Genomic DNA, 19,319 nt, shown 5'->3' with positions numbered 1-19,319 from the left:
GTCTCCCTCAGTACTTGACCATGATGTTGCGCAGCTCGGTGTAGAACTCGAGCGAGTGCACGCCGCCTTCGCGCCCGATGCCCGACTGCTTGGAACCGCCGAAGGCGGTGCGCAGGTCGCGCAGGAACCAGCTGTTGATCCAGCACAGGCCGACATCGATGCGCACGGCCAGGCGGTTGGCCCGGCCCAGGTCGCTCGTGTAGATGGAGGTCGCCAGGCCGTACGGCGTGTCGTTGGCCATGCGCACCACCTCGTCCTCGGTGTCGAAGGGCTGGATGTGGCAGCACGGGCCGAAGATCTCCTCGCGCACCACCGCGGCGGTCTCGGGCAGGCCGGTCCAGATGGTGGGCTGGACCCAGGCGCCCTCCTGCAGGTCGATCGGCATGTCGGGGATGCCGCCGCCGGTGACCACGGTCGCGCCCTCTTCGCGCGCACGCTCGTAGTACGACAGCACCTTGGCGCGGTGCTCCTGGCTCACCAGCGGCCCGATCTTCGTGGCCGGATCGTCCGGGCGTCCGGGCTTCATGCCTTCGGCCTTGGCCTTGAGCGCATGGACGAACTTCTCGAAGATGGGCCGCTCGACATAGACCCGCTCGGTGCCGAGGCAGACCTGGCCGCAGTTCTCGAAGACCGAGCGCGTCACGGTGTTGACGGCCACGTCGAAATCGCAGTCCGCGAACACCAGCGCGGCATTCTTGCCGCCGAGTTCGAGCGACACCGGCCGGATGCCTTCGGCCCCCGCCTTCATGATCGCGGTGCCGGTGCCGGTCTCGCCGGTGAAGGTGATGCCGTTGACCCGCGGATGCGAGGTCAGGAAGGCGCCGGCCGAATCGGGGCCGAAGCCGTGCACGACGTTGTAGACCCCCTTGGGCACGCCGACCTTGTTCATCACCTCGCCGAGCAGCGTCGCGGTGCTGGGGGTTTCTTCGGACGGCTTGACCACCACCGTGTTGCCGCAGGCGAGCGCCGGCCCGACCTTCCAGGTCATGAGCAGCAGCGGCAGGTTCCAGGGGCACACGACCGCGATCACGCCGCGCGGCACGCGCACCGCGTAGCTCAGCGCGTCCTTGCCGTCGGGCGTGGTCATGCGGAACGACTCGGTCGAGGCGTTCTTGATCGTGTCCGCGAAGATCTTGAAGTTGGCTGCGCCGCGCGGAATGTCGACGTGCGAGGCCAGGTGCACCGGCTTGCCGGTATCGGCGATCTCGGCCTGCAGGAAGTCGTCGAAGCGGTGGTTGATCTCGTCGGCCACGCCGTCGAGCAGCTTGACGCGGTCGTTGACCGAAAGCCGGCCCCAGTCGCCTTCGAGCGCCGCATGCGCGGCGTTCACGGCAGCGTCCACTTCGGGCCGCCCGGCCTCGTAGACCTTGCCGACCAGCGAGTTGTCGATCGGCGTGCGCTTCTCGAACACCTTGCCGCTCAGGTTGGTGGCGAATTCGCCGTTGATGAAGTTCTTGATTTCTTTCATGTCCGTCCTTTCAAATCTCCAAGTCGACCGCGTGCAGACCGGCGCGCGCGCAGGTCTCGTCCTCCTGCTCCGAACCGCCGGAGACGCCGATGCCGCCGATGACCTGCCCTTCGTGCCGCAGCGGCAGCCCGCCGCCGAAGCACACCATCCGGGGCCGCAGCGGGATCCCCTCTCGCACCGCGCCCGAGTGGGTGGCGAGCGCCTCCGTCCAGGCGCTGGTCGGCAAGCCGAAGCCCGCCGCCGTGTAGGCCTTGTCGATCGCGATGTCGATCGAGTGCAGGAAGGCGCCCGGCATGCGAACGAACGCCGCCAGGTTGCCTCCCGCGTCGACCACCGCGACGTTCACCCGGATGCCGGCCTCCTCGGCCCACCGCACCGCCCCCGATGCCGCGGTCACTGCGGCTTCCCAGTCGATGACCGCTTGCGTGATAGCCTTCTTCATCAGGTGAACACCGACAGGAAGGCTTCGTTGAGCTGGCGGTCGTGGTAGAAGATCGCCGGCCCGAGCGTCTCGTCGAACCAGGTGATGGCCGGCTTGTCGGGGTAGAAGATGTAGCCGCCCGAGAACACCTCGTTGCGGTTGCCTGAGGGGTCGAAGAAGTAGATGGTCTCGCCGCGCGTGATGCCGTGCCGCGTGGGGCCCAGATCGATCGAGGTCTTGGTGCGCGACAGGATGTCGGCCGCGCGCAGCACCTTCTCCCAGCTGCCGAGCTCGAACGACGCGTGGTGCAGCTTGCCCTTGACCGGCTGGCGGATGAAAGCGACGTCGTGCGCCTTGTTCGAGCAGCTCAGGAAGGCGGCGATCATAAAGTTCTTGTCGGCGCTCGTCATCACGCGCTCGGCGACGCTGAAGCCGAGCACCTCGGTGAACAGCTTGACGGTGCCGTCGAGGTCGTCGCCATAGAGCAGGCAGTGGTCGAAGCGCGAGGGCGCGATGCCCTTGAGGCCGTCGGGCCATGGGTCGGGGTTGATGTCCGGGCCGTCGGTGCCGCAGCCGTTGCCGACCTTGCCCTTGTCGGCATACAGCTCCATCACGTGGCCCGTGGGCACCGTGAAGCGCAAGCGCTCGCCGGTCTCCGGGTGCTCTCCCGCTGGAATCCACGTCATCTCGCTGGCGAGGCCCGAAGCCTCCACGGCGGACGCAAGCCGCTGGAGCGTCGCCGCCGAGTCGACCTTCCAGCCCATGTAGTCCAGGCCCGCCTCGTCGGCCTCGCGCAGAACCACGCTGTGATGGTCGATCTCGTCCCAGGCCTTGAGATAGACCCGGCCCTTGTCGTCACGGCCTGTTTCGACCAGGCCGAGGATATCGACGTAGTGCTTGAGTGCCGGCTTGAGTTCGAGCACGCGCATCGCGACGTGCCCGGGGCGCAGAACGCCTGTGATTGCCATCTAGTTCTCCTTGTCTGATTGCTTCATCCGCCCCTCGCCCCTGAAATCGAAGCTGAAGGACGCACTCCGGCGGGACTCGACGGCTCGTGCCATCCGTCCCACCACTTCCACCTGCATGTCACTGCGGGGCTGCACGCGGCAGGCCAGCGCATGGCCCTGCCGCTGCTCTTCCTCGCTCACCGCCGCGCGGCTCATCTTGTTCATCACGCAATCGCCCTGCAGCACCCGCACCTTGCAAACCCCGCAGCCCCCGTTGCGGCAACCGACCGGGATGCCCTTGCGGCGAAGCTGCTCCATGGCCTTGAGCAGGTTGTCTTCCCCGGCGCAGGCGTAGCTTTCGCCGGTGTTGGTGATCGTGATGCGGTAGGGCATGCCGGGGCGCTTTGCCGGCCTAGTGCCGCGCGCTCGCCGGACGCGGCTGCAGCGGCTCCGACAACGCATTGGCACGGGCAGCCGCTTCGTGCTGGGCCGATGCCGAGCGCGAATGGTTCACGAGCATCATGGCCACGGCTGCGATGACCGCGGGCACGGCGATCGCCAGGAAGTTCTTCTCGAGCGGCAGCTGCATGGCCACCAGCGAACCGATGATGATCGGCGCCACGATGGCGCCGCTGCGGCCGACGCCCAGCGCCCAACCGATGCCGGTCGACTTCACCGACATCGGGTAGAACTGGCCGATATAGGCCGAACTCACGATCTGCGTGCCGATCGTGCAGGCACCTGTCAACGCCACGAACACATACAGCAGCTCGGTCGACATCTTGTAGCCCAGCAGGGCGATCGACACCGCGGCCACCGCGTACATGCAGATCAGCACGTACTTGATGTGGAATCGGTCGGCCAGCAGGCCGCCGCCGATTGCGCCCGCGATCGCGCCGGCATTGAGCGCCAATACGAAGGACAGCGCCGAACCCAGGCTGTAGCCCGCCGTGATCATCAGCCGCGTGAGCCATGAGCTCAGCGCGTACACCATGAACAGGCACATGAAGGTGGCGATCCAGAACATGATCGTGCTGAAGCCGCGGCCTTCGGTGAACAGGTGACGGATCGGCGCGCTGTCGATCTTGTCCTCGGCCGGCACCACGAACTGGTCGTCGGCGCGAGGGATGTAGCTCGGATCGAGCCGCGACGCGATTTCCTTCAGTTCACCGGTGCGGCCCTTCGCCAGCAGGTAGGGCATCGATTCCGGCATCGACTTCAGGATGATCGGGATCAGGAGCATGGGCGCACCGGCGGCCAGGAACACCGATTGCCATCCGTAGGTCTCGATCAGCCCCTTGCCCAGCAGCGCGGCCAGGATGCTGCCCACCGAGTAGCCGCTGAACATCAGCGTGACCATGATGCTGCGGATCTTGCGGGGAGCGAACTCCGTCATGTGCGCGATCACATTGGGCATGACGCCGCCGATGCCCAGACCCGCGAAGAACCGAACGACACCGAAGGTGATCGGATCCTTCGCAAGGCCTGCGGCCGCGGTGAACACGCTGAACAGGGCGATGCAGATCGCGATCGTGCGCCGGCGGCCGATCCGATCGGCCAGCGTGCCGAGCGTGATGGCGCCGAACATCATCCCGAACAGCGCCGCGCTCACCATGAAGCCCGCGCTGGTCGGGTCGACATTCATGTCCTTCATGATCGATGGCAGCGCGATGCCCATCACCGCGAGGTCGTAGCCGTCGAACACGATGATCAGCGCGCACCAGAACAACACGAGGCCGTGAAAGCTGTTGAAGCGCGATTCGTCGGAAAGTCTGTGGACGTCGATTTGACGCATGTATGTCTCCTTGGTGGTCGTTCTGAAGGGAGCGGGCTGGGTCAGACGTGATAGAAGTCCAGCACCGAATCGATGGTGTCGTTGTGGATCACGACATGCTTCTTCAGAATCACCCAGCTGAAGCCTGCAGGCCTGAGGCGGTAGGTGACGTCGCCGTGGAAGGTCGACGACTGGCCGAAACGGTAGACATGCGTCACCCACTTGGCTTTCGCCTCGAGCTGGGAATCGGAGACCTCCTGGATCGCGACGTTGGTGACCAGGTGCAGGGTGCGCGGCATCGGCGTGGAGGCGGCCGATTTGCCGGTGCCGATGCGGAACACGCGGTCTTCGAGACCGGCACGGTTCGCGTAGTACATCAGCGACATGCCGCGCTTGGGATCGGTCGTGTAGACATGCTCCGAGTCCCATTGGGGAATGTGGAGCTCGGACTGCTCGTCGAAGAGCTCCAGGTAGTCCACCCATTCGCGGCGGTCGCACAGGTCCGCCTTGCGATAGAGAAACTGCTCGACGCTCTGTTGCAGGTCGCCCATCATTGCTTTGCTCCTTCCGCGTCGCGGCTCTTGGTGTCGAGGCCCCTGAGCAGCGCATCGCGCCAGGCGCCGTGCTGGTTGGCGTAGAGGCCTTCATGCGTCAGTTCGGTGCCTGTCAGCACCGGACGGATGCCGAGCGTCTCGGCGTTCGCGGTGCTGCCCTTGATCCACTTGTCGCAGCCGCGCGAGATGTCGTTCCACTTCTCCATACGGCCCTGGAAGCCGCGCTGCGCTTCACGGAACTCGGTCAGGTCGTCGGGCGTGCCCATGCCCGAGACATTGAAGAAGTCCTCGAACTGGCGGATGCGGTTCTCGCGGTCGGCGTCGGACTCGCCCTTGACGCCGATGCACTGGCTCAGGATCTCGGTCTTGTTCCAGGCCACCGGGCGGATGATGCGAAGCTGCGAGCTGATCTGGTCCATGAAGAACAGGCTCGGGTAGATGTTCAGGTTGCGCAGCCGGTGCATCATCCACTCCGCCTTCTGCTGCCCGTATTCCCTGACGAGGCGCGGCATCACGGTGGCGTAGCCGGGGCGGACCTCCGGGTTCGGCATCTCGCTGAAGAGCACGCTATGGCCATTGGGAAACGAGAACCAGCCGTCGTCCGTGGCGTCGTCGCCCGCCCCGAGCTTGCGGTAGTCGAGCGTGTTGGCATCCGCCGCGCCCTTCTTGGCGTTGATCTCCGCTCGGTGCGTCACCGTGGCCACGTAGTTGTAGTGCACCGTGCTCACGTGGTAGCCGTCGAGGCCGTTCTCGTTCTGCAGCTTCCAGTTGCCCGCGAAGGTGTAGTGACCCTTGCCCGGCAGCACCTCGAGTTCGCCGGTCGGCGACTGCGCGACCATGAGGTCGAGGAAGACCTTGGCATCTCCGAGGTAGTCCTCGAGCGACATGGTGCCGTCGTTGTCGAGGTTGACGAAGACGAAGCCCTTGTAGCTCGCGATGCGCGCCTTCTTGAGGTTGCGCTGCGAGAGATCGAAGCCCTCGGGGTACTCCGAGGGGGCCTTCACCTTCAGCAGCTTGCCGTCGGAACGGAAGGTCCAGGCGTGGAAAGAGCACACGAAGGTCGACTGGTGGCCGCGGCTGACGCGCGTCAGGGTCGCCCCGCGGTGCGCGCAGGCGTTGACGAGCGCGTTGAGCTGGCCGTTGCCGTCGCGCGTGATGATCAGGGGCTGCCGTCCCGCCTTCATGGTCACGAAGTTGTTGGGCTTGCTGATCTCGCTCTCGTGGCAGGCGTAGATCCAGTTCTTCTCGAAGACCATCTCCATCTCGAGCTCGAACAACTCGGGCTCGGTGAACATGGCGCGTGCCACCCGATAGATGTTTTCTTCCGGACGAAAGTCCAGGCATCCCGCGATGAACTCTCGCCAATCATTCGCTGATCTTGCAATCGACATGGTGTCTCCGTTGATGAATAGTTGCGGGCTTCAGCTGTGCTTCATCGACCTGCGCAGGACCACGGGCGCGCCGTCGGCGACCTTCCTGGTGATCCAGGTCGAGAGCGCCGAATCCATGTAGTCGGTATGGCCGGGGAACCAGCCGGCCAGTGCCCGGGCCAGCTCTCGGCCGGTCTCCACATCGCCATCGGCGACCAGCGCCCGAACCTCCCGCACCGATGCCAGCACGCGCTCGTGCTCGTCCACGTGGCAATCCCGTGCCGGGAAGGCGTAGCGGTCCATCAGGGTCTGTTCGGACGCGAAGTGGGCCTCGACGTGTGACGCGAAGGCGTCCAGGAGGGCGGCGAAGTTCTGCTCTCCGGCGCCCAGCATCGCATTCACGAGTTCAACGAACTCGTGGTGCGTGTCGTCCATGGCGGGGTGCCCGACCAGAAAACGGTCGTCCCACGCGAAATCGATCGCGACGTTCATCGATGCGCCTTGCTTGAAGAGGGATGAGAGGAGCGCGCTAGCCGATGCTCGCGGCGAACTTCTCGAAGTGGAACGAGGCCGACTTGACGTTCACGTCGCGCAGGTGGTTGGCGACCGCCTCGACCATCGGCGGCGGACCGCAAAGGTAGATGTCGACTTCACCGTCGTTGAGGTGCGCGGGCTCGATGTGGTGCGTGACATAGCCCTTCTTCGGCAGCTCGCTGTTGGCATCCACCACGCACACCGCGTAGCTGAAGTTCGGGATCTTCTTCGTGAACCCTTCGAGCTTGTCCGTCTCGACCACGTCGCGGTCCATGTTGACGCCATAGAGCAGGTGGATCGGGTGGGCGCTGCCGCCGGCCGCGGCGATCTTGTCCAGCATCGCGAGGAATGGCGCGAGCCCGGTGCCGCCCGCCAGCATGAGCATCGGGCGCTGGATCGCACGCAGGTAGAAGCTGCCGAAGGGACCCGTCAGCGAGAGGCCGACGCCGGGCTTGGCACGCTGAGTCAGAAAGCCGCTCATGAGACCGCCAGGCACATTGCGGATCAGGAAGGACACGGTGTCGCTGCCGGCTGCGAGCGAGCTGAACGAGTACGCACGCTGTCGCTGCTCTTCGCCAGGCACCTGGAGGTTCGCATACTGGCCCGGGAGGAAGGCGAGGCTCTTCAATCCCGCACCGCGCAGCACCAGGCTGAAGGTGCTGTCCGAGAGCTTGCGCACTTCGACGATCTCGGTCTCGTAGCTCTCCTGTCGGGTGTTGCAGGCGGTCGAGTCGGTCGGCACGAGCAGCACGCAATCGGCCTTGGGGCGCATCTGGCAGGCCAGCGCATAGCCGTTGTCGACCTCGTCCTTGCTGAGTGCGTCCTCGATGTAGTCGCCGAGCGAGTAGTCGCCGGACTCGATCCGGCACTTGCAGGTCGAGCAGGCGCCTTCCCGGCAATCCATCGGAATGTTGATGCCCTGGCGGTAGGCCGCATCGACGACCGACTCCGTGCCGCTGCACTGGATGAAGCGCGTCACGCCATCCTCGAAATTGAGCGCGATGTTGTAGCTCACAGACCTGTCTCCGTTCTTCTCGTGGTGTTCATCGTGGGACCACGTGGGTCGTTCGATGTGGAGCTGAGTCTAGGAAGACGACCTGTTTCGATCTATCCGCAATCTGCCGCGCGATGGCCGCCGCGGATCCGAATCTTGCAATGCAGCGTGATGACTGTTCGCGGCTTGCGAGACGCCTGCTCGCGACTGTCCGCTTCTTGCGCAAGCCTGCGGCACAAGGGCCTGGCGCCTTTCACGCGACGGCGCTGCGGTGCCAGAATTTCCCGCCCTCAACACCCGAGCGACGGACCACGCATGATCGTTCTGCAGCGCCCCCACGGCATTCGGCTCTTCTTCGTTCTCACGGGCTCGGTGATCCGACGCATTGCGCCTGCGGTGGCGACATGCACGGCGCTGGCCATCGCCGTCACGCTGTCGCGCGGCTACCTGTTCGACTGGAAGGTCACGCTGACGGCAGTCCCGTTCTCGATCATCGGACTCGCGCTGTCCATCTTCCTGGGCTTTCGCAACAGTGCGGCCTTCGACCGCTACTGGGAAGCGCGCAAGCTGTGGGGTGAGCTGATCCACCGGTCGCGCACTCTCGCGAGGCAGGCGCAGAGTTTCATCGCCGACCCGGACCCCCTTGCGCAGCGCGATGCCTGCAGCGACGTGCGCGTGATGCTGGTCCGCCACAGCATCGCGTTCGCACATGCCTTGCGCCACCAGCTGCGGGGCAGTGCCCCGCAGACCGAGATCGCGCCCTTCCTCGGCGTCGCCGAGGCGGCGGCATTCGCGAAAGCACGCAACGGCACCGCGTACCTGCTTCGCCGCATGGGCGAAGACCTGGGTGCCGCCGTGCGCGCAGGGCGCATCGACCCGCGACTTGCCGCGCAGCTCGACGAGACGCTGTCCGGCATGACGGCCGTCGCCGCGGGCTGCGAGCGGATCCGTTCGACCCCGATCCCGTTCGTCTACACGCTCCTGCTCCACCGGACCGCGACCTTGTTCTGCTTCCTGCTGCCCTTCGGCCTGGTCGACCTGACGGGCTACATGACGCCGGTCGTTGTGGCTTTCGTGGCCTACACCTTCTTCGGGCTGGCCGCCGTCGGCGACGAGATCGAAGAGCCCTTCGGCACCGAAGCCCACCACCTGCCGCTGCACGCACTCTGCCGCACGATCGAGATCGATGCGCTCGAGGCGCTGGGCGAATCCCGGCTGCCGCCCCCGCTCGAGCCGGTCGATGCGCGCCTGAGTTGAATCTTTCGCAAGTTGTGGATGGCCTCCGGCGGCCGTCGCGCAGATTTCGGATAGCCCTCGCCGCCCGCATCTCCCTAGACTGCCGGCGGACGACGAACCCCTGTACCCCCACCAGAGAACCCGACCATGTGGATGCCCCCCCTCTATCGCGACTTCACGCAACAGGCACAGATCGACGCGCAATACGGTACGCAGCAATGGGTGCCCGACCCGGCGGCCGAGGCACGCCACTTCATCGAGCGAAGCGCGTTCGCCCGCGAGCACCTGCGCTGCACGCTCGACGTGCCTTTCGGGCCCACCCTCGACGAGACGCTGGACATCTTCCCCGCCGATCGCCCGGATGCGCCCGTGTTCGTGTTCATCCATGGCGGCTACTGGCGCGCCAACACCTCGAAGGAGTTCAGCTGCGTCGCCCTCGGGCTGCGGGGCTGCGGCGTGACGACGGTCGTGATCAACTACGCGCTCTGCCCCAAGGTGCGGATCGACGAGATCACCCGCCAGGCGCGGGCCGCCGTCGCCTGGGTGGTACGGAACATCGAGGCGCATGGCGGCGACCCGCGACGCATCGCGGTCGGCGGCCACTCGGCGGGCGGCCACCTGGCGGCGATGTGCCTGCAGACCCGCTGGGCGGAGGAATACGGCCTGCCGCCCGACCCGATCGCTGCCGCGGTGCTGGTGAGCGGCCTCTACGACCTCGAGCCGCTGCGCTACAGCTACCTCCAGCCGCTGATCCAGCTCGATGAGCGGACGGTACGGCAGTGTTCGCCCCTGTTCGCGGTGCGCCCCTGCGCCACGCCGACCCTGGTCACCTGGGGCGGCGCCGAGTCCGACGAGTTCGCTCGCCAGGCCGCGGACTTTCATGCCGCATGGTCGACGGCCGGGAACCGCTCCGAGCTGACACCGCAAGCCGGCGCGCATCACTTCTCCGCCATCCACGGCTTCGAGCATGCATCCAGCCCGCTCTGCCAGTGGGTGGTGCGGAGCCTGGGCGATCGCTGATGCACCGGTCGAGGCGCGCGCCAGCACCCGAGGCCATCCAGGGCTTGCGAACGAGGCAGGCCGGCCCATCCGTTTCTTGCAGATCGGCCTGATGTCCCGGGTTCCATCCGGTTCTCGCAGTGATCTCCGGCTGTAAGAATATTGACCAGTTCCCAGGCAGCCGGCGCTACAGACCGGTGTCGAGATTCCACGGTGGAGTGCCCCAACGATGCCCCTGTCGACCAAGGCCGACGTGCTGTCGCCGCTGTACCGCAACTGTCTGTTCAGATCCGACGAGCGGGTCGATGCGCACGACCACGTGAGCCGGGAGCTCGCCGACCATCTGCTGCGCTGGAAGAGCGGCATGCCCGACGTGGCGATGTTCAAGGGCAGCCTGAACCGCCTCAGCATGTACCTGCTGCGCTACGGCGCCGAAGTGGAAGTCACGCCGAACCCTTTCGACGACTTCACGCTCGTGCACACCTCGCTCTCGGGCGGCGCGGAGATCGAGGTCGACGGGCAGAAACTGGTGATCGCGGAAGGCAGGACCGGCGTGCTGACGCCGAAGCAGCGCGTGCGGCTGCGCTGGTACCCCGGCACCCAGCAGCTGATCCTGAAGGTGCCGCATGTGCTGCTGCGCGAGCTGGCGCATCTCGACGAGGCCGACAAGCCGGAACTCACGCCGGGCTATCTCCTCGACCGGCGGCTCTGCTCGCAGTGGGACTTGATCATGCACTCGCTTCTGAACGCGATGTCGATGCCTGCCGAGTCGGCGCTGGACAAGACCTGGCTCGATCACTTCGAACACAATGCGGCGCTGTTCCTCTTGTCCCATCAGGTCCGCGGAAGCGCCCAGGCTTCAGCGCTCGGATTGCAGGTGGTCCAGCCGGGTCAGCTGAAGGACGCCGTGCTCGGCGCGGGCGACTCGCGGCGGATGAACATGCTGCTCGAGTACATGGACGCGCGCCTCGGTGCCCCGTTGTCGCTCGAAGACATGGCCAGCGCCGCGGGGGTCAGCATCCGCACGATCAACGAACTCTGCCACCGCCAGCATGGCGTCACGCCGATGGAGCTGCTGCGCAACCTGCGTCTCGACGCCGTTCGTTCACGGCTGCGGGCCCAGCCTGACCTGAGCATCACCGAGACCGCCCTGACCTTCGGCTTCGGGCACCTGGGCCGCTTCTCGGCCTATTACTTCGACCGTTTCGGCGAACTTCCGAGGCAAACCCAGGCGAGGCCCGAATAGGCGCCTACGCCTGGCCTGCATCGCGTGCTCTGGCCAGCACTTCGTCCATCCGCTGCGCCTGATGGCGGCACGCCGCGACCCAGAGTGCATCGATGCGCTCCGCCTCCTCTTCGTCCCTTTGATCGAAGTCTGGCGCACCGTCGGTTGTTTCGAGCTCGGTCGGTCCGGTCTTTTCCACCAGGGGGCCCTCCATGAGCCGGCAAGTCTACGAAGCGCAGCTGCGGACGACTATCCAGTTCCTGCGCGCCGGCAGCCACGGACTGTCCGCCCCCTGCAGGCCACCGATCCGGGGGTATTCACCGATCACGAAGCATTCGGGCGGGCAGAAAATTTGCGTCCGTTGACCCTCACGGCAACACCCTCACGATGCAAGCTCGCGATCCACGGAGCCCGGCCGCACTGCAGGCAGCCGACCTGTCACCCCTGCTCCAGAACTGCGTTCTCCGGTCGGACGAGCACGCGCCATCGCACAGCGAGCTCAGCACCGAGCTGACCGATCACGCCCTGAAGTGGGGCCGAGGCATGGTCAGCACCTCGATGTACAAGGGCGAGTTCGACCGCCTGCAGATGTACCTCATGCGCTACGGCGCGGAGGTGGATGTCGAGTCGAGCACCTTCGACGACTTCTCGCTGGTCCACATGTCGCTTCGCAGCGGCGCCGAGATCGACATCGACGACTGCCGGCTGCATGTGCCTGAAGGTCGTGCGGTGTTCGTGTCGCCGCGCCACTCGCTGCGGCTGCATTGCCTCGCCGGGTCGGAGCGGCTGCTGCTCAAGGTGCCCAACGCCCTGTTGCGCGAGGTCTCGCCCGCCGCCGAGGCGGAAGGCCTGCCGAAGCGCTCCGGATTCCTGGTCCCGCGGCTTCTGGGCCCGCAGTGGACGCTGCTCATGCGCTCGCTGCTGGGCGTGCTGTCGATCCCGCGTGACGTGGGGCTGAATCCCGTGTGGGTCACGCATTTCGAGCGCAGCGTGGCCCTGTTCCTCGCGGCCCACCACCCGGCCGAGACGTCCATCGGCATCGAAGGGGCTCTGTTCGTGCCGCATGGCGATCGGGTAGACCGCCTCGCGCTGGCCGACGGCGAGCGACGCATGGAACTCGTGCTCGACTACATGCGCCTGCGCCTGGGCGCGCCGGTCTCGCTGTGCGACCTGGCGCGGGCGGGCTGCGTCAGCGAGCGCACCCTCAATGTGTTGTGTCAACGATTCCACGGCATGTCGCCGATGGCGCTGCTTCGCAACATGCGCCTCGAAGCGCTTCGGTCCAAGCTCCTGCTGCAACCCGACGTGAGCATCACGGCCGCGGCGTTGGAGTTCGGCTTTGGCCATGTGGGACGCCTCGCGGCCTACTACAAGGCCCGCTTTCACGAACTCCCGAGCGAGACCCAGGCGACTCACCACTAGCCGCCACGTCAATCCAGCGTGATCCTGGCGTCGGTGACGACCTTTTTCCAGCGTCCCATGTCGCGCTTGACGAGCGCAGCCAGTTCGACCGGCGAGCCGGTACGCACCACCAGCCCTTGTTTGCCGAGGCTTTCCATCACCTCGTTGGAATTCAGCACCGCAACGAAGTCACGGTTCAGCCGCGCCACCAGTTCCGGCGGCGTGCGGCCCGGTGCCAAGACCGCGAACCAGGCATCGACGCCGTCCATGACGTCGATGCCCTGCTCCTTGAAGGTCGGCACGTCCGGCGCGAAGGTGCTGCGCGCCTGGCCCGTGACCGCCAGCAGCCGCACCTTGCCGGCCTGCGCGTGCGGGCGCATCGAATGCACGCTGGCGAACATCATCTGCACCTGGCCGCCCATCAGGTCGGTGATCGCCCCAGCGATGCCCTTGTAGGGCACATGCACGACGTCGATGCCCGTCTTCGACTTGAGCAGTTCCATGGCCAGGTGCTGGGGCGTTCCGTTGCCTGGCGTGGCGTAGTTGAGCTTGCCCGGATTCTGCCTGGCGTAGGCCACCAGCGACTTCATGTCGCTCGCCGGCACGCCGGGGTTGACCGCGAACACGAAGCTCGCCTCGGCGAGCAGGGCCACGGGTGCGAAGTCGGCCACGGGATCGAACGGCATCTTCTTGTAGATCGATGGCGTCATGGTGAAGGTGTTGATCGCCATCAGCAGCGTATGGCCGTCCGGGGCGGCCGTTGCCACCTGCTGGGCGCCCAGGTTGCCGCTCGCGCCGGGCCTGTTGTCGACCACGACGGGCTGGCCCCAGCGCGCGGCGAGCTTCGGCGCGACGATGCGGGCGATGATGTCGCTGCCGCTGCTGGAGGTGAACGGCACGACCAGCGTGACCGGCTTGCTCGGGAACGTGCCTGCAGGCTGGGCCTGGACCGTTGGCGACACCCATGAGAAGACCGCCGTAGCGACGGCAGCAAGAAGTCGGGTCGAAGTGTTCATGTCGAATGGCCTCGGGCTCTGATCGTCACTTGCCGATGCGCTGCAGGCGCATCAGCCGAAGGGCGTTGCCCAGGTACAGCTTCTCGCGGTCTTCGTCGCTGAGGCCCATGTCCTCGACGGAGCGGATGCCTTCGCGAATGAACATCGGCCCGCCTTCGGGGTCGAACGGGCAGTCCGATGCGAACACCACGTGGTCGACACCGAAGAAGTCCAGCCCGCAGCGCAGCGCCGCCCGGGAGCCACCCAGCACCGTGTCGCCGTAGAACATCTTGAAGTATTCGATCGGCGCCTTCGACAGCCGCTTCAGCACGTCGGCTTCGCTGCCGTCCGCGCTGCGGCTGCCCAGTTGTGCCCAGAGCGATTCGGCCCGGCCGGCAAAATAGGGCAGCATCCCGCCGCAGTGGTGCGTGATGATCCGCAGCTCGGGCAGCTTCTCGAGCAGGCCCGAGAACACCATCCGCGACATGGCCACCGAGGTCTCGAAGGGCCAGCCGAGCACCTGCCAGATCTCGTACCTGGAGCGCTCCTCGCCCTGGTAGTCGGCCGTGGTGCCCGGACGGAACGGATGCATCCAGATCGGCAGGCGATGCTTGTTCGCCATGCGCTCGAAGATCGGATGAAACTCCGGATCGTCCAGCGGCCGGCCGTTGACGTTGGTGATGATCTGCACGCCCCGGGCGCCGAGTTCGTCGATGGCGCGGTCCATTTCCTCCAGCGCCGCCGGCACGTTGTTCATCGGCAGCGAGGCCACGAAGACCGGAAACTGCTCGGGCCAGCGCTTGCAGATCTCCGCCATGCCGTCGTTGGCGACGCGGGCGAACCCGGGCGACTGGTCCGGGCCGCCGAGGTACTCGGGCGCAGGCGCGCTCAGGGTCAGCACCTGCACGACGTCGGGGAACTTCTCCACCAGCATCTTCGCGCGGGCCTCGAGGTCCCACAGCATCGGCAGGCCGGCCATGCGCTTGACGATGCCGGCGTCCTTGGAGTGCGTCTTGACCAGGTCGAAGTAGGCCGGCGGCAGGACGTGGTTGTAGATGTCTATCTTTTTCATGGTGCTTTCTTTCCGGGGGATGAGGACCGCGCCCTACAGCGGGTATTGCCGCTTGTTCTGGCTCACCGTGACGAGGTTGAGGTCGCTGAACATGTCGATGGCCCAGCGGCCGAAGCGCGCCCAGCCGCTGTCCTTCACGCCGCCGAACGGAATCTGCGGCTCGCCGCCCATGGTCGGCCCGTTGACGTTGACCATGCCCGACTGGATCTGGCCGCCGATCGTGATGCCCTTCCAGACGTCGGCCGTCATCACCGACGCCGACAGGCCGAAGTCGGTGCCGTTGGCCTTGTCGATCGCCTCCTGCTCGCTGTCGAAGGGCTCGACGATCACGACCGGGCCGAAGACCTCCTCGCGGTAGATCGGCGCATGCGGCGGCACGTCGACGAGCACGGTGGGCTCGAAGCAGCGCCCGGTGTATTGGCCGCCCGCGAGCACGCGCGCGCCGCCGGCCACCGCCTGCTCGATGCCCTTCGCGACGCTGGCCACGGCACGGTCGTTGATCAGCGGGCCGAGCTTGCTGGCGGGGTTGGACGGGTCCCCGGCCTCGAGCGCCCTGGCGCGCGCCACGAAGCGCTCGAGGAAGGCGTCGAACAACGGCCGTTCCACCAGGATCTTGCGCGTGTTCATGCAGATCTGGCCCTGGTGGAAGAAGGCCGCGAAGATCGCGGTGTCGACCGAATGGTCGAGGTCGGCATCCTTCAGCACGATCATCGGGTTGTAGCCGCCCAGTTCGAGCGCGATGCGCTTGAGGTGCTGGCCGGCGCGTGCCGCCAGCCGTGCGCCGGTCGCGGATGAGCCGGTGAAGTTGTAGGCGCGGACCTGCCGGCTCTCGAACAGCCGGTCGGCGATCGGGCCGACCTCGCCGGGCGCGTGGGTGATCACGTTGAGCACGCCGGGCGGAAAGCCGGCCTCGGTCATGACCTCGCCCATCAGCAGCCCGGCGCAGAAGGGCGCGTCCTCCGAGGGCTTCAGGACCACCGTGTTGCCGCAGGCGAGCGGCGCCACCACCGTGCGGAACCCGAGGGCCAGCGATCCGTTCCACGGCGAGATGCCGCCGATGACACCGAGCGGCTTGCGCACCGCCATCGCGAACACGCCCGGCGTATCCGACTGGACGATCTCGCCGCCGGGCAGGTAGGGGTAGCCGGCCGCCTGGCGCAACAGGCCGACCGCCCACTGGACCTGGAAGCGCGAAAAGGCCGCGGCCGAACCGGTCTCCTGCGCCATCAGCCGCACGATCTCGTCCGCCCGGCGCTCCAGGATGTCGGCGGCCTTCAGGAACAGCGCCTGCCGTGCGCGAGCGCCCATCGCGGCCCAGGCCGGAAATGCCTGGTCCGCCGCATCGATGGCGCGCTGCGCATCGGCGCCGCTCGATGCCGGCACCTCGGCAAAGACGTCCCCGCTGAAGGGGTTCATGTCGTCGAAAGTCCGGCCGCCCTCCGCCTCGACCCACTCACCGGCGATGAGCTGGCGGAACTTCCGGGGTTGCGCCGCTACGGCTGCTGTCATTTCTTGTCTCCTTCGATAGGGTTCGGCTGCCGGCGACACGATGGCCGTCGCCGCGGCGGATCCTAGTCGCGGGCGAGCGAACGCAGAAGATGCCAAACCTGCGCTATCGATACCTGAAATGAATCACACGCCGACGGCGTCGCCCGCGTTCCCGGTTCCCATGTGGGCGGCGGCGCGCCGCAACAGGTCGCACAGGTGCTCCGCCGCCGGCGTCAAAGGCAGGCCCGCGCGCTGGATGATGCAGATCGGGGGCGCCGCCAGCGGCTCCGAGATGTCGAAGGCCTGCAGCACATCGCGCGTCAACGGAAAGCGCATCCATTGCGAGGGCAGCATGGCGAGCAGGTCCGAATAGAGCAAGGTCACGATCAGCGTCAGCGCGGAATGCGCCTGCATGACCAGCGTCGGCGGCCGCAGGCCATGCTGGGCGAACAGGGGGCCGAGCTCGTGCTCCGCCTGCGCCGTGATCGACGTCGTGAGCCACTCCGCCTCCACGAGCTCGCTCAAGGACCTGGCGCTGCCGAGCGGATGGCCCCTGCGCCCGACGATCACGCGGGTGTTGTCGAAGAGCTTCTCGACCAGCAGGCCCTCGGGCAAATTCTCGGGCGGGGGGCCGACGTAGCAGTCGATCGTGCCGTCCTGCACCTCGGCCGCCACCGTCGGGAACACGGCGTCGAGGATGTCGAGCCGCACATCCGGAAAGCGCTGGCGGAAAGGGCGCAGCACCTCGGGCAGCAAGGCCATGTGGGGCACCATCGACAGCGCCACGCGCACGCTGCCGTGGGTCAGGCCGCGCAGCTGCGCGACCTCGTCGCGCGCGCGCAGCAGCTCGTTGTCGACGCTGCGCGCCCGCCGGATGAAGGCCTCGCCGATCGCTGTGGGCACGATGCCGCGCGACCGTCGCTCGAACAGGGCGACGCCCAGTTCTCTTTCGAGTTCCTGGATGCTCCGGGTCATCGCCGGCTGGGCGATCCCGATCTCGCGGGCGGCGGCGCGCAGGCTGCCATGGTCCGCGACAGCCAGCAGATCGCGCAGGTGGTGCAACTTCATGAAACTGGAGACCGATACACAAGAGGTATCGGCTCGACGATTCTGCCATCTTTTGTTATTCGGGCCGGCTTCCTACCATCCGCCTCCAACAAGCCCTGGACGCCGAATGTCCGTGGAGCGAAGGAGACGAGAGTGAAGCAAGAGTCCAAGACACAGCCGCAGGTCCTGATCGTCGGCGCCGGCCCCGCGGGCCTGGCCCTCGCGATCGAGCTGGGGCAGCGCGACATCCCCTGCCTGCTGATCGAGCGCAACGACCGCGTCGGCTACGCGCCCCGCGCCAAGACCACCAACGTGCGCACCCGCGAGCACATGCGCCGCTGGGGCATCGCCGACGCGCTGCGGGCGGCATCGCCGCTGGGGCTGGACTATCCCTCGAACGTGGTGTTCTGCACCCGCCTGAACGGCCCGCGCCTGGCGAGCATCGAGAACGCGATGTACTGCGCGCCGGGCAAGAACCCGCTGTATTCCGAGCACGCGCAGTGGATCCCCCAGTATTCGGTCGAGGAAGTGATGCGCGCGCACGTGCAGACGCTGCCCAGCGTCGAGCTGCGCTTCAGCTGCGAGCTCGCGCTCTTCGAGCAGGGCGCCAACGGTGTCGTCGCCCAGGTGAAGGACCTCGGGAGCGGCGACAGCTTCGAGGTCGCCTGCCGCTACCTGGTCGGCGCCGACGGCGCGCGCAGCACGGTGCGCGCGGCGATCGGCGCCAGGCTGGAGGGCACCTATGGCCTTTCGCGCAACTACAACGTGGTGTTCCGCGCGCCCGGCCTCGCCCAGGCGCACCGGCACGGCCCGGCGATCATGTATTGGCAGATCAACGGCGACGTGCCGAGCCTGATCGGTCCGATGGACAGCGGCGACAAGTGGTTCTTCATGCCCACGCAGCTGCGCGAGGGCCAGAAGCTCGACGCCGAAGACGCGCCGGACCTGATCCGCAGGGCGACCGGGCTCGACGGGCTGGAGGTCGAGGTGCTCAGCACCGACGAGTGGGTGGCGAGCCGCCTGATCGCCGACAAGTACGCCGACCGCCGCGTGTTCCTCGTGGGCGACGCCTGCCACCTGCATCCGCCCTTCGGCGGCTATGGCATGAACATGGGGGTGGCCGACGGCGTCGACCTCGGCTGGAAGATCGCCGCGGTGCTGCAGGGCTGGGGCGGCCCGGCCCTGCTCGACAGCTACGAGAAGGAGCGCCGCCCGGTGCACGACATGGTGATGGACGAAGCGGTGGCCAACCATTCGGTGCTCGGCAACCAGCTCTGGCAGGAAGGGCTGGAGGACGCGACCGAGGCCGGCGAGCAGATGCGCCGCGAGGTCGGCTCGCGGATCCAGGTCGCGAAGATGCGCGAGTTCAACACGCTCGGCGTGGTGCTCGGCTACCGCTACGAAGACTCGCCCATGATCGTGCCGGACGGCAGCGAGGCGCCGGTCCTCGACTTCCTGAACTACATCCCGAGCGCCCGGCCCGGCGCACTGGCGCCGCACGCCTGGCTGCACGACGGCAGCTCGCTCTACGACCACTTCGGCCAGGGCTTCACGCTGCTGGCGTCGCACGACGCCGATGCGGCGGCGCTCGCGCAGGCGCAGGAGGCGGCCCGCGCGGCGGGCGTTCCGCTGACCGTGATCCAGCCGCAGGAGCGCGTGCTCAAGCAGCTGTACGGCGCGCGCTACACCCTGATCCGCCCCGACCAGCACGTGGCATGGCGCGCGGATGCGTGGCCCGCCGACGGCCTTGGCCTGTTGAAGCACATCACCGGCCAGGCCGGCTGAAGGAGCGCC

General features: G+C 66.9%; 19 protein-coding genes. 5 read left to right on the top strand and 14 right to left on the bottom strand.

The window, feature by feature from the left end; translation table 11 throughout:
- Positions 1-7: 7 nt before the first annotated feature.
- Genes QTI33_RS32465 through benC form a run of 9 tightly spaced genes read right to left on the bottom strand, consistent with a single transcriptional unit; the run spans position 8 to position 8,083 of the window.
- On the bottom strand, positions 8-1,468 hold the full coding sequence (locus QTI33_RS32465; RefSeq protein ID WP_286510698.1) for a 2-hydroxymuconic semialdehyde dehydrogenase: 1,461 nt from the start codon (positions 1,466-1,468) through the stop codon (positions 8-10).
- Positions 1,469-1,478: 10 nt separating this feature from the next.
- Positions 1,479-1,910, bottom strand: a complete 432-nt coding sequence (locus QTI33_RS32460; protein WP_286510697.1) for a GlcG/HbpS family heme-binding protein — start codon at positions 1,908-1,910, stop codon at positions 1,479-1,481.
- Positions 1,910-2,857: a catechol 2,3-dioxygenase gene (locus QTI33_RS32455; RefSeq protein WP_286510696.1), complete on the bottom strand. Its 948-nt coding sequence runs from the start codon at positions 2,855-2,857 to the stop codon at positions 1,910-1,912. The genes QTI33_RS32460 and QTI33_RS32455 overlap by 1 nt, the downstream gene beginning before the upstream one ends.
- Positions 2,858-3,229 (bottom strand): 2Fe-2S iron-sulfur cluster-binding protein, encoded by a 372-nt coding sequence (locus QTI33_RS32450; protein ID WP_286510695.1) that lies wholly within the window; start codon positions 3,227-3,229, stop codon positions 2,858-2,860.
- Between the two features lie 19 nt (positions 3,230-3,248).
- Positions 3,249-4,631, bottom strand: coding sequence for an MFS transporter (locus QTI33_RS32445; protein WP_286510694.1), 1,383 nt, complete (start codon positions 4,629-4,631; stop codon positions 3,249-3,251).
- A gap of 41 nt (positions 4,632-4,672) precedes the next feature.
- A complete protein-coding gene (gene antB / locus QTI33_RS32440) occupies positions 4,673-5,161 on the bottom strand; it encodes an anthranilate 1,2-dioxygenase small subunit (protein ID WP_286510693.1) in 489 nt (162 codons plus the stop codon).
- On the bottom strand, positions 5,161-6,555 hold the full coding sequence (antA, locus tag QTI33_RS32435) for an anthranilate 1,2-dioxygenase large subunit (RefSeq protein WP_286510692.1): 1,395 nt from the start codon (positions 6,553-6,555) through the stop codon (positions 5,161-5,163). Before antA ends, antB begins: the two co-directional genes overlap by 1 nt.
- Positions 6,556-6,585: 30 nt before the next feature.
- On the bottom strand, positions 6,586-7,026 hold the full coding sequence (locus QTI33_RS32430; RefSeq protein WP_286510691.1) for a bacteriohemerythrin: 441 nt from the start codon (positions 7,024-7,026) through the stop codon (positions 6,586-6,588).
- A gap of 37 nt (positions 7,027-7,063) precedes the next feature.
- Entirely contained in the window at positions 7,064-8,083 is a 1,020-nt protein-coding gene (gene benC, locus QTI33_RS32425; protein ID WP_286510690.1) for a benzoate 1,2-dioxygenase electron transfer component BenC, read from the bottom strand.
- Positions 8,084-8,377: 294 nt separating this feature from the next.
- Between benC and QTI33_RS32420 the strand changes: the two genes are divergently transcribed.
- From QTI33_RS32420 to QTI33_RS32410, 3 genes are all read left to right on the top strand, one after another.
- Positions 8,378-9,319 (top strand): bestrophin family protein, encoded by a 942-nt coding sequence (locus QTI33_RS32420; RefSeq protein ID WP_286510689.1) that lies wholly within the window; start codon positions 8,378-8,380, stop codon positions 9,317-9,319.
- A 126-nt stretch (positions 9,320-9,445) separates the two neighbouring features.
- Positions 9,446-10,318, top strand: coding sequence for an alpha/beta hydrolase (locus tag QTI33_RS32415; RefSeq protein ID WP_286510688.1), 873 nt, complete (start codon positions 9,446-9,448; stop codon positions 10,316-10,318).
- Positions 10,319-10,526: 208 nt separating this feature from the next.
- On the top strand, positions 10,527-11,543 hold the full coding sequence (locus tag QTI33_RS32410) for an AraC family transcriptional regulator (RefSeq protein ID WP_286510687.1): 1,017 nt from the start codon (positions 10,527-10,529) through the stop codon (positions 11,541-11,543).
- Between the two features lie 4 nt (positions 11,544-11,547).
- Here the strand turns inward: QTI33_RS32410 and QTI33_RS32405 are convergent, their stop codons facing one another.
- The gene (locus QTI33_RS32405; protein WP_286510686.1) at positions 11,548-11,721 is read right to left on the bottom strand and encodes a hypothetical protein; all 174 of its coding nucleotides are present in this window, start codon (positions 11,719-11,721) and stop codon (positions 11,548-11,550) included.
- Between the two features lie 188 nt (positions 11,722-11,909).
- On the opposite strand from QTI33_RS32405, the gene QTI33_RS32400 reads away from it, so the two are divergent.
- Positions 11,910-12,944 carry an AraC family transcriptional regulator gene (locus QTI33_RS32400; protein WP_286510685.1) on the top strand — a complete coding sequence of 345 codons (1,035 nt, stop codon included), beginning with the start codon at positions 11,910-11,912 and terminating at the stop codon, positions 12,942-12,944.
- An 8-nt stretch (positions 12,945-12,952) separates the two neighbouring features.
- Here the strand turns inward: QTI33_RS32400 and QTI33_RS32395 are convergent, their stop codons facing one another.
- The 4 genes from QTI33_RS32395 to QTI33_RS32380 form a co-directional block, all read right to left on the bottom strand.
- Positions 12,953-13,939 carry a tripartite tricarboxylate transporter substrate binding protein gene (locus tag QTI33_RS32395; RefSeq protein WP_286510684.1) on the bottom strand — a complete coding sequence of 329 codons (987 nt, stop codon included), beginning with the start codon at positions 13,937-13,939 and terminating at the stop codon, positions 12,953-12,955.
- Between the two features lie 25 nt (positions 13,940-13,964).
- Entirely contained in the window at positions 13,965-14,990 is a 1,026-nt protein-coding gene (locus QTI33_RS32390) for an amidohydrolase family protein (RefSeq protein WP_286510683.1), read from the bottom strand.
- Positions 14,991-15,023: 33 nt separating this feature from the next.
- Positions 15,024-16,499: an aldehyde dehydrogenase family protein gene (locus QTI33_RS32385; RefSeq protein ID WP_286510682.1), complete on the bottom strand. Its 1,476-nt coding sequence runs from the start codon at positions 16,497-16,499 to the stop codon at positions 15,024-15,026.
- 123 nt (positions 16,500-16,622) lie between these two features.
- Positions 16,623-17,546 carry a LysR family transcriptional regulator gene (locus QTI33_RS32380; protein WP_286510681.1) on the bottom strand — a complete coding sequence of 308 codons (924 nt, stop codon included), beginning with the start codon at positions 17,544-17,546 and terminating at the stop codon, positions 16,623-16,625.
- Positions 17,547-17,678: 132 nt separating this feature from the next.
- Between QTI33_RS32380 and QTI33_RS32375 the strand changes: the two genes are divergently transcribed.
- Positions 17,679-19,310: an FAD-dependent monooxygenase gene (locus QTI33_RS32375; protein ID WP_286510680.1), complete on the top strand. Its 1,632-nt coding sequence runs from the start codon at positions 17,679-17,681 to the stop codon at positions 19,308-19,310.
- The last annotated feature ends 9 nt before the right edge of the window (positions 19,311-19,319 follow it).

The organism is Variovorax davisae (assembly GCF_030316845.1).
Classification (GTDB): Bacteria; Pseudomonadota; Gammaproteobacteria; order Burkholderiales; family Burkholderiaceae_C; genus Variovorax; species Variovorax davisae.
Note: the sequence above shows the minus strand (reverse complement) of the source record. Positions and strands in the feature narration are given on the sequence as shown.

Bases quoted from the DNA above. Each gene is read 5' to 3' on its own strand.
- QTI33_RS32465 (WP_286510698.1), bottom strand. From the start codon at position 1,468: ATGAAAGAAATCAAGAACTTCATCAACGGCGAATTCGCCACCAACCTG.
- QTI33_RS32460 (WP_286510697.1), bottom strand. From the start codon at position 1,910: ATGAAGAAGGCTATCACGCAAGCGGTCATCGACTGGGAAGCCGCAGTG.
- QTI33_RS32455 (WP_286510696.1), bottom strand. From the start codon at position 2,857: ATGGCAATCACAGGCGTTCTGCGCCCCGGGCACGTCGCGATGCGCGTG.
- QTI33_RS32450 (WP_286510695.1), bottom strand. From the start codon at position 3,229: ATGCCCTACCGCATCACGATCACCAACACCGGCGAAAGCTACGCCTGC.
- QTI33_RS32445 (WP_286510694.1), bottom strand. From the start codon at position 4,631: ATGCGTCAAATCGACGTCCACAGACTTTCCGACGAATCGCGCTTCAAC.
- antB (WP_286510693.1), bottom strand. From the start codon at position 5,161: ATGGGCGACCTGCAACAGAGCGTCGAGCAGTTTCTCTATCGCAAGGCG.
- antA (WP_286510692.1), bottom strand. From the start codon at position 6,555: ATGTCGATTGCAAGATCAGCGAATGATTGGCGAGAGTTCATCGCGGGA.
- QTI33_RS32430 (WP_286510691.1), bottom strand. From the start codon at position 7,026: ATGAACGTCGCGATCGATTTCGCGTGGGACGACCGTTTTCTGGTCGGG.
- QTI33_RS32420 (WP_286510689.1), top strand. From the start codon at position 8,378: ATGATCGTTCTGCAGCGCCCCCACGGCATTCGGCTCTTCTTCGTTCTC.
- QTI33_RS32415 (WP_286510688.1), top strand. From the start codon at position 9,446: ATGTGGATGCCCCCCCTCTATCGCGACTTCACGCAACAGGCACAGATC.
- QTI33_RS32410 (WP_286510687.1), top strand. From the start codon at position 10,527: ATGCCCCTGTCGACCAAGGCCGACGTGCTGTCGCCGCTGTACCGCAAC.
- QTI33_RS32400 (WP_286510685.1), top strand. From the start codon at position 11,910: ATGCAAGCTCGCGATCCACGGAGCCCGGCCGCACTGCAGGCAGCCGAC.
- QTI33_RS32395 (WP_286510684.1), bottom strand. From the start codon at position 13,939: ATGAACACTTCGACCCGACTTCTTGCTGCCGTCGCTACGGCGGTCTTC.
- QTI33_RS32390 (WP_286510683.1), bottom strand. From the start codon at position 14,990: ATGAAAAAGATAGACATCTACAACCACGTCCTGCCGCCGGCCTACTTC.
- QTI33_RS32385 (WP_286510682.1), bottom strand. From the start codon at position 16,499: ATGACAGCAGCCGTAGCGGCGCAACCCCGGAAGTTCCGCCAGCTCATC.
- QTI33_RS32380 (WP_286510681.1), bottom strand. From the start codon at position 17,546: ATGAAGTTGCACCACCTGCGCGATCTGCTGGCTGTCGCGGACCATGGC.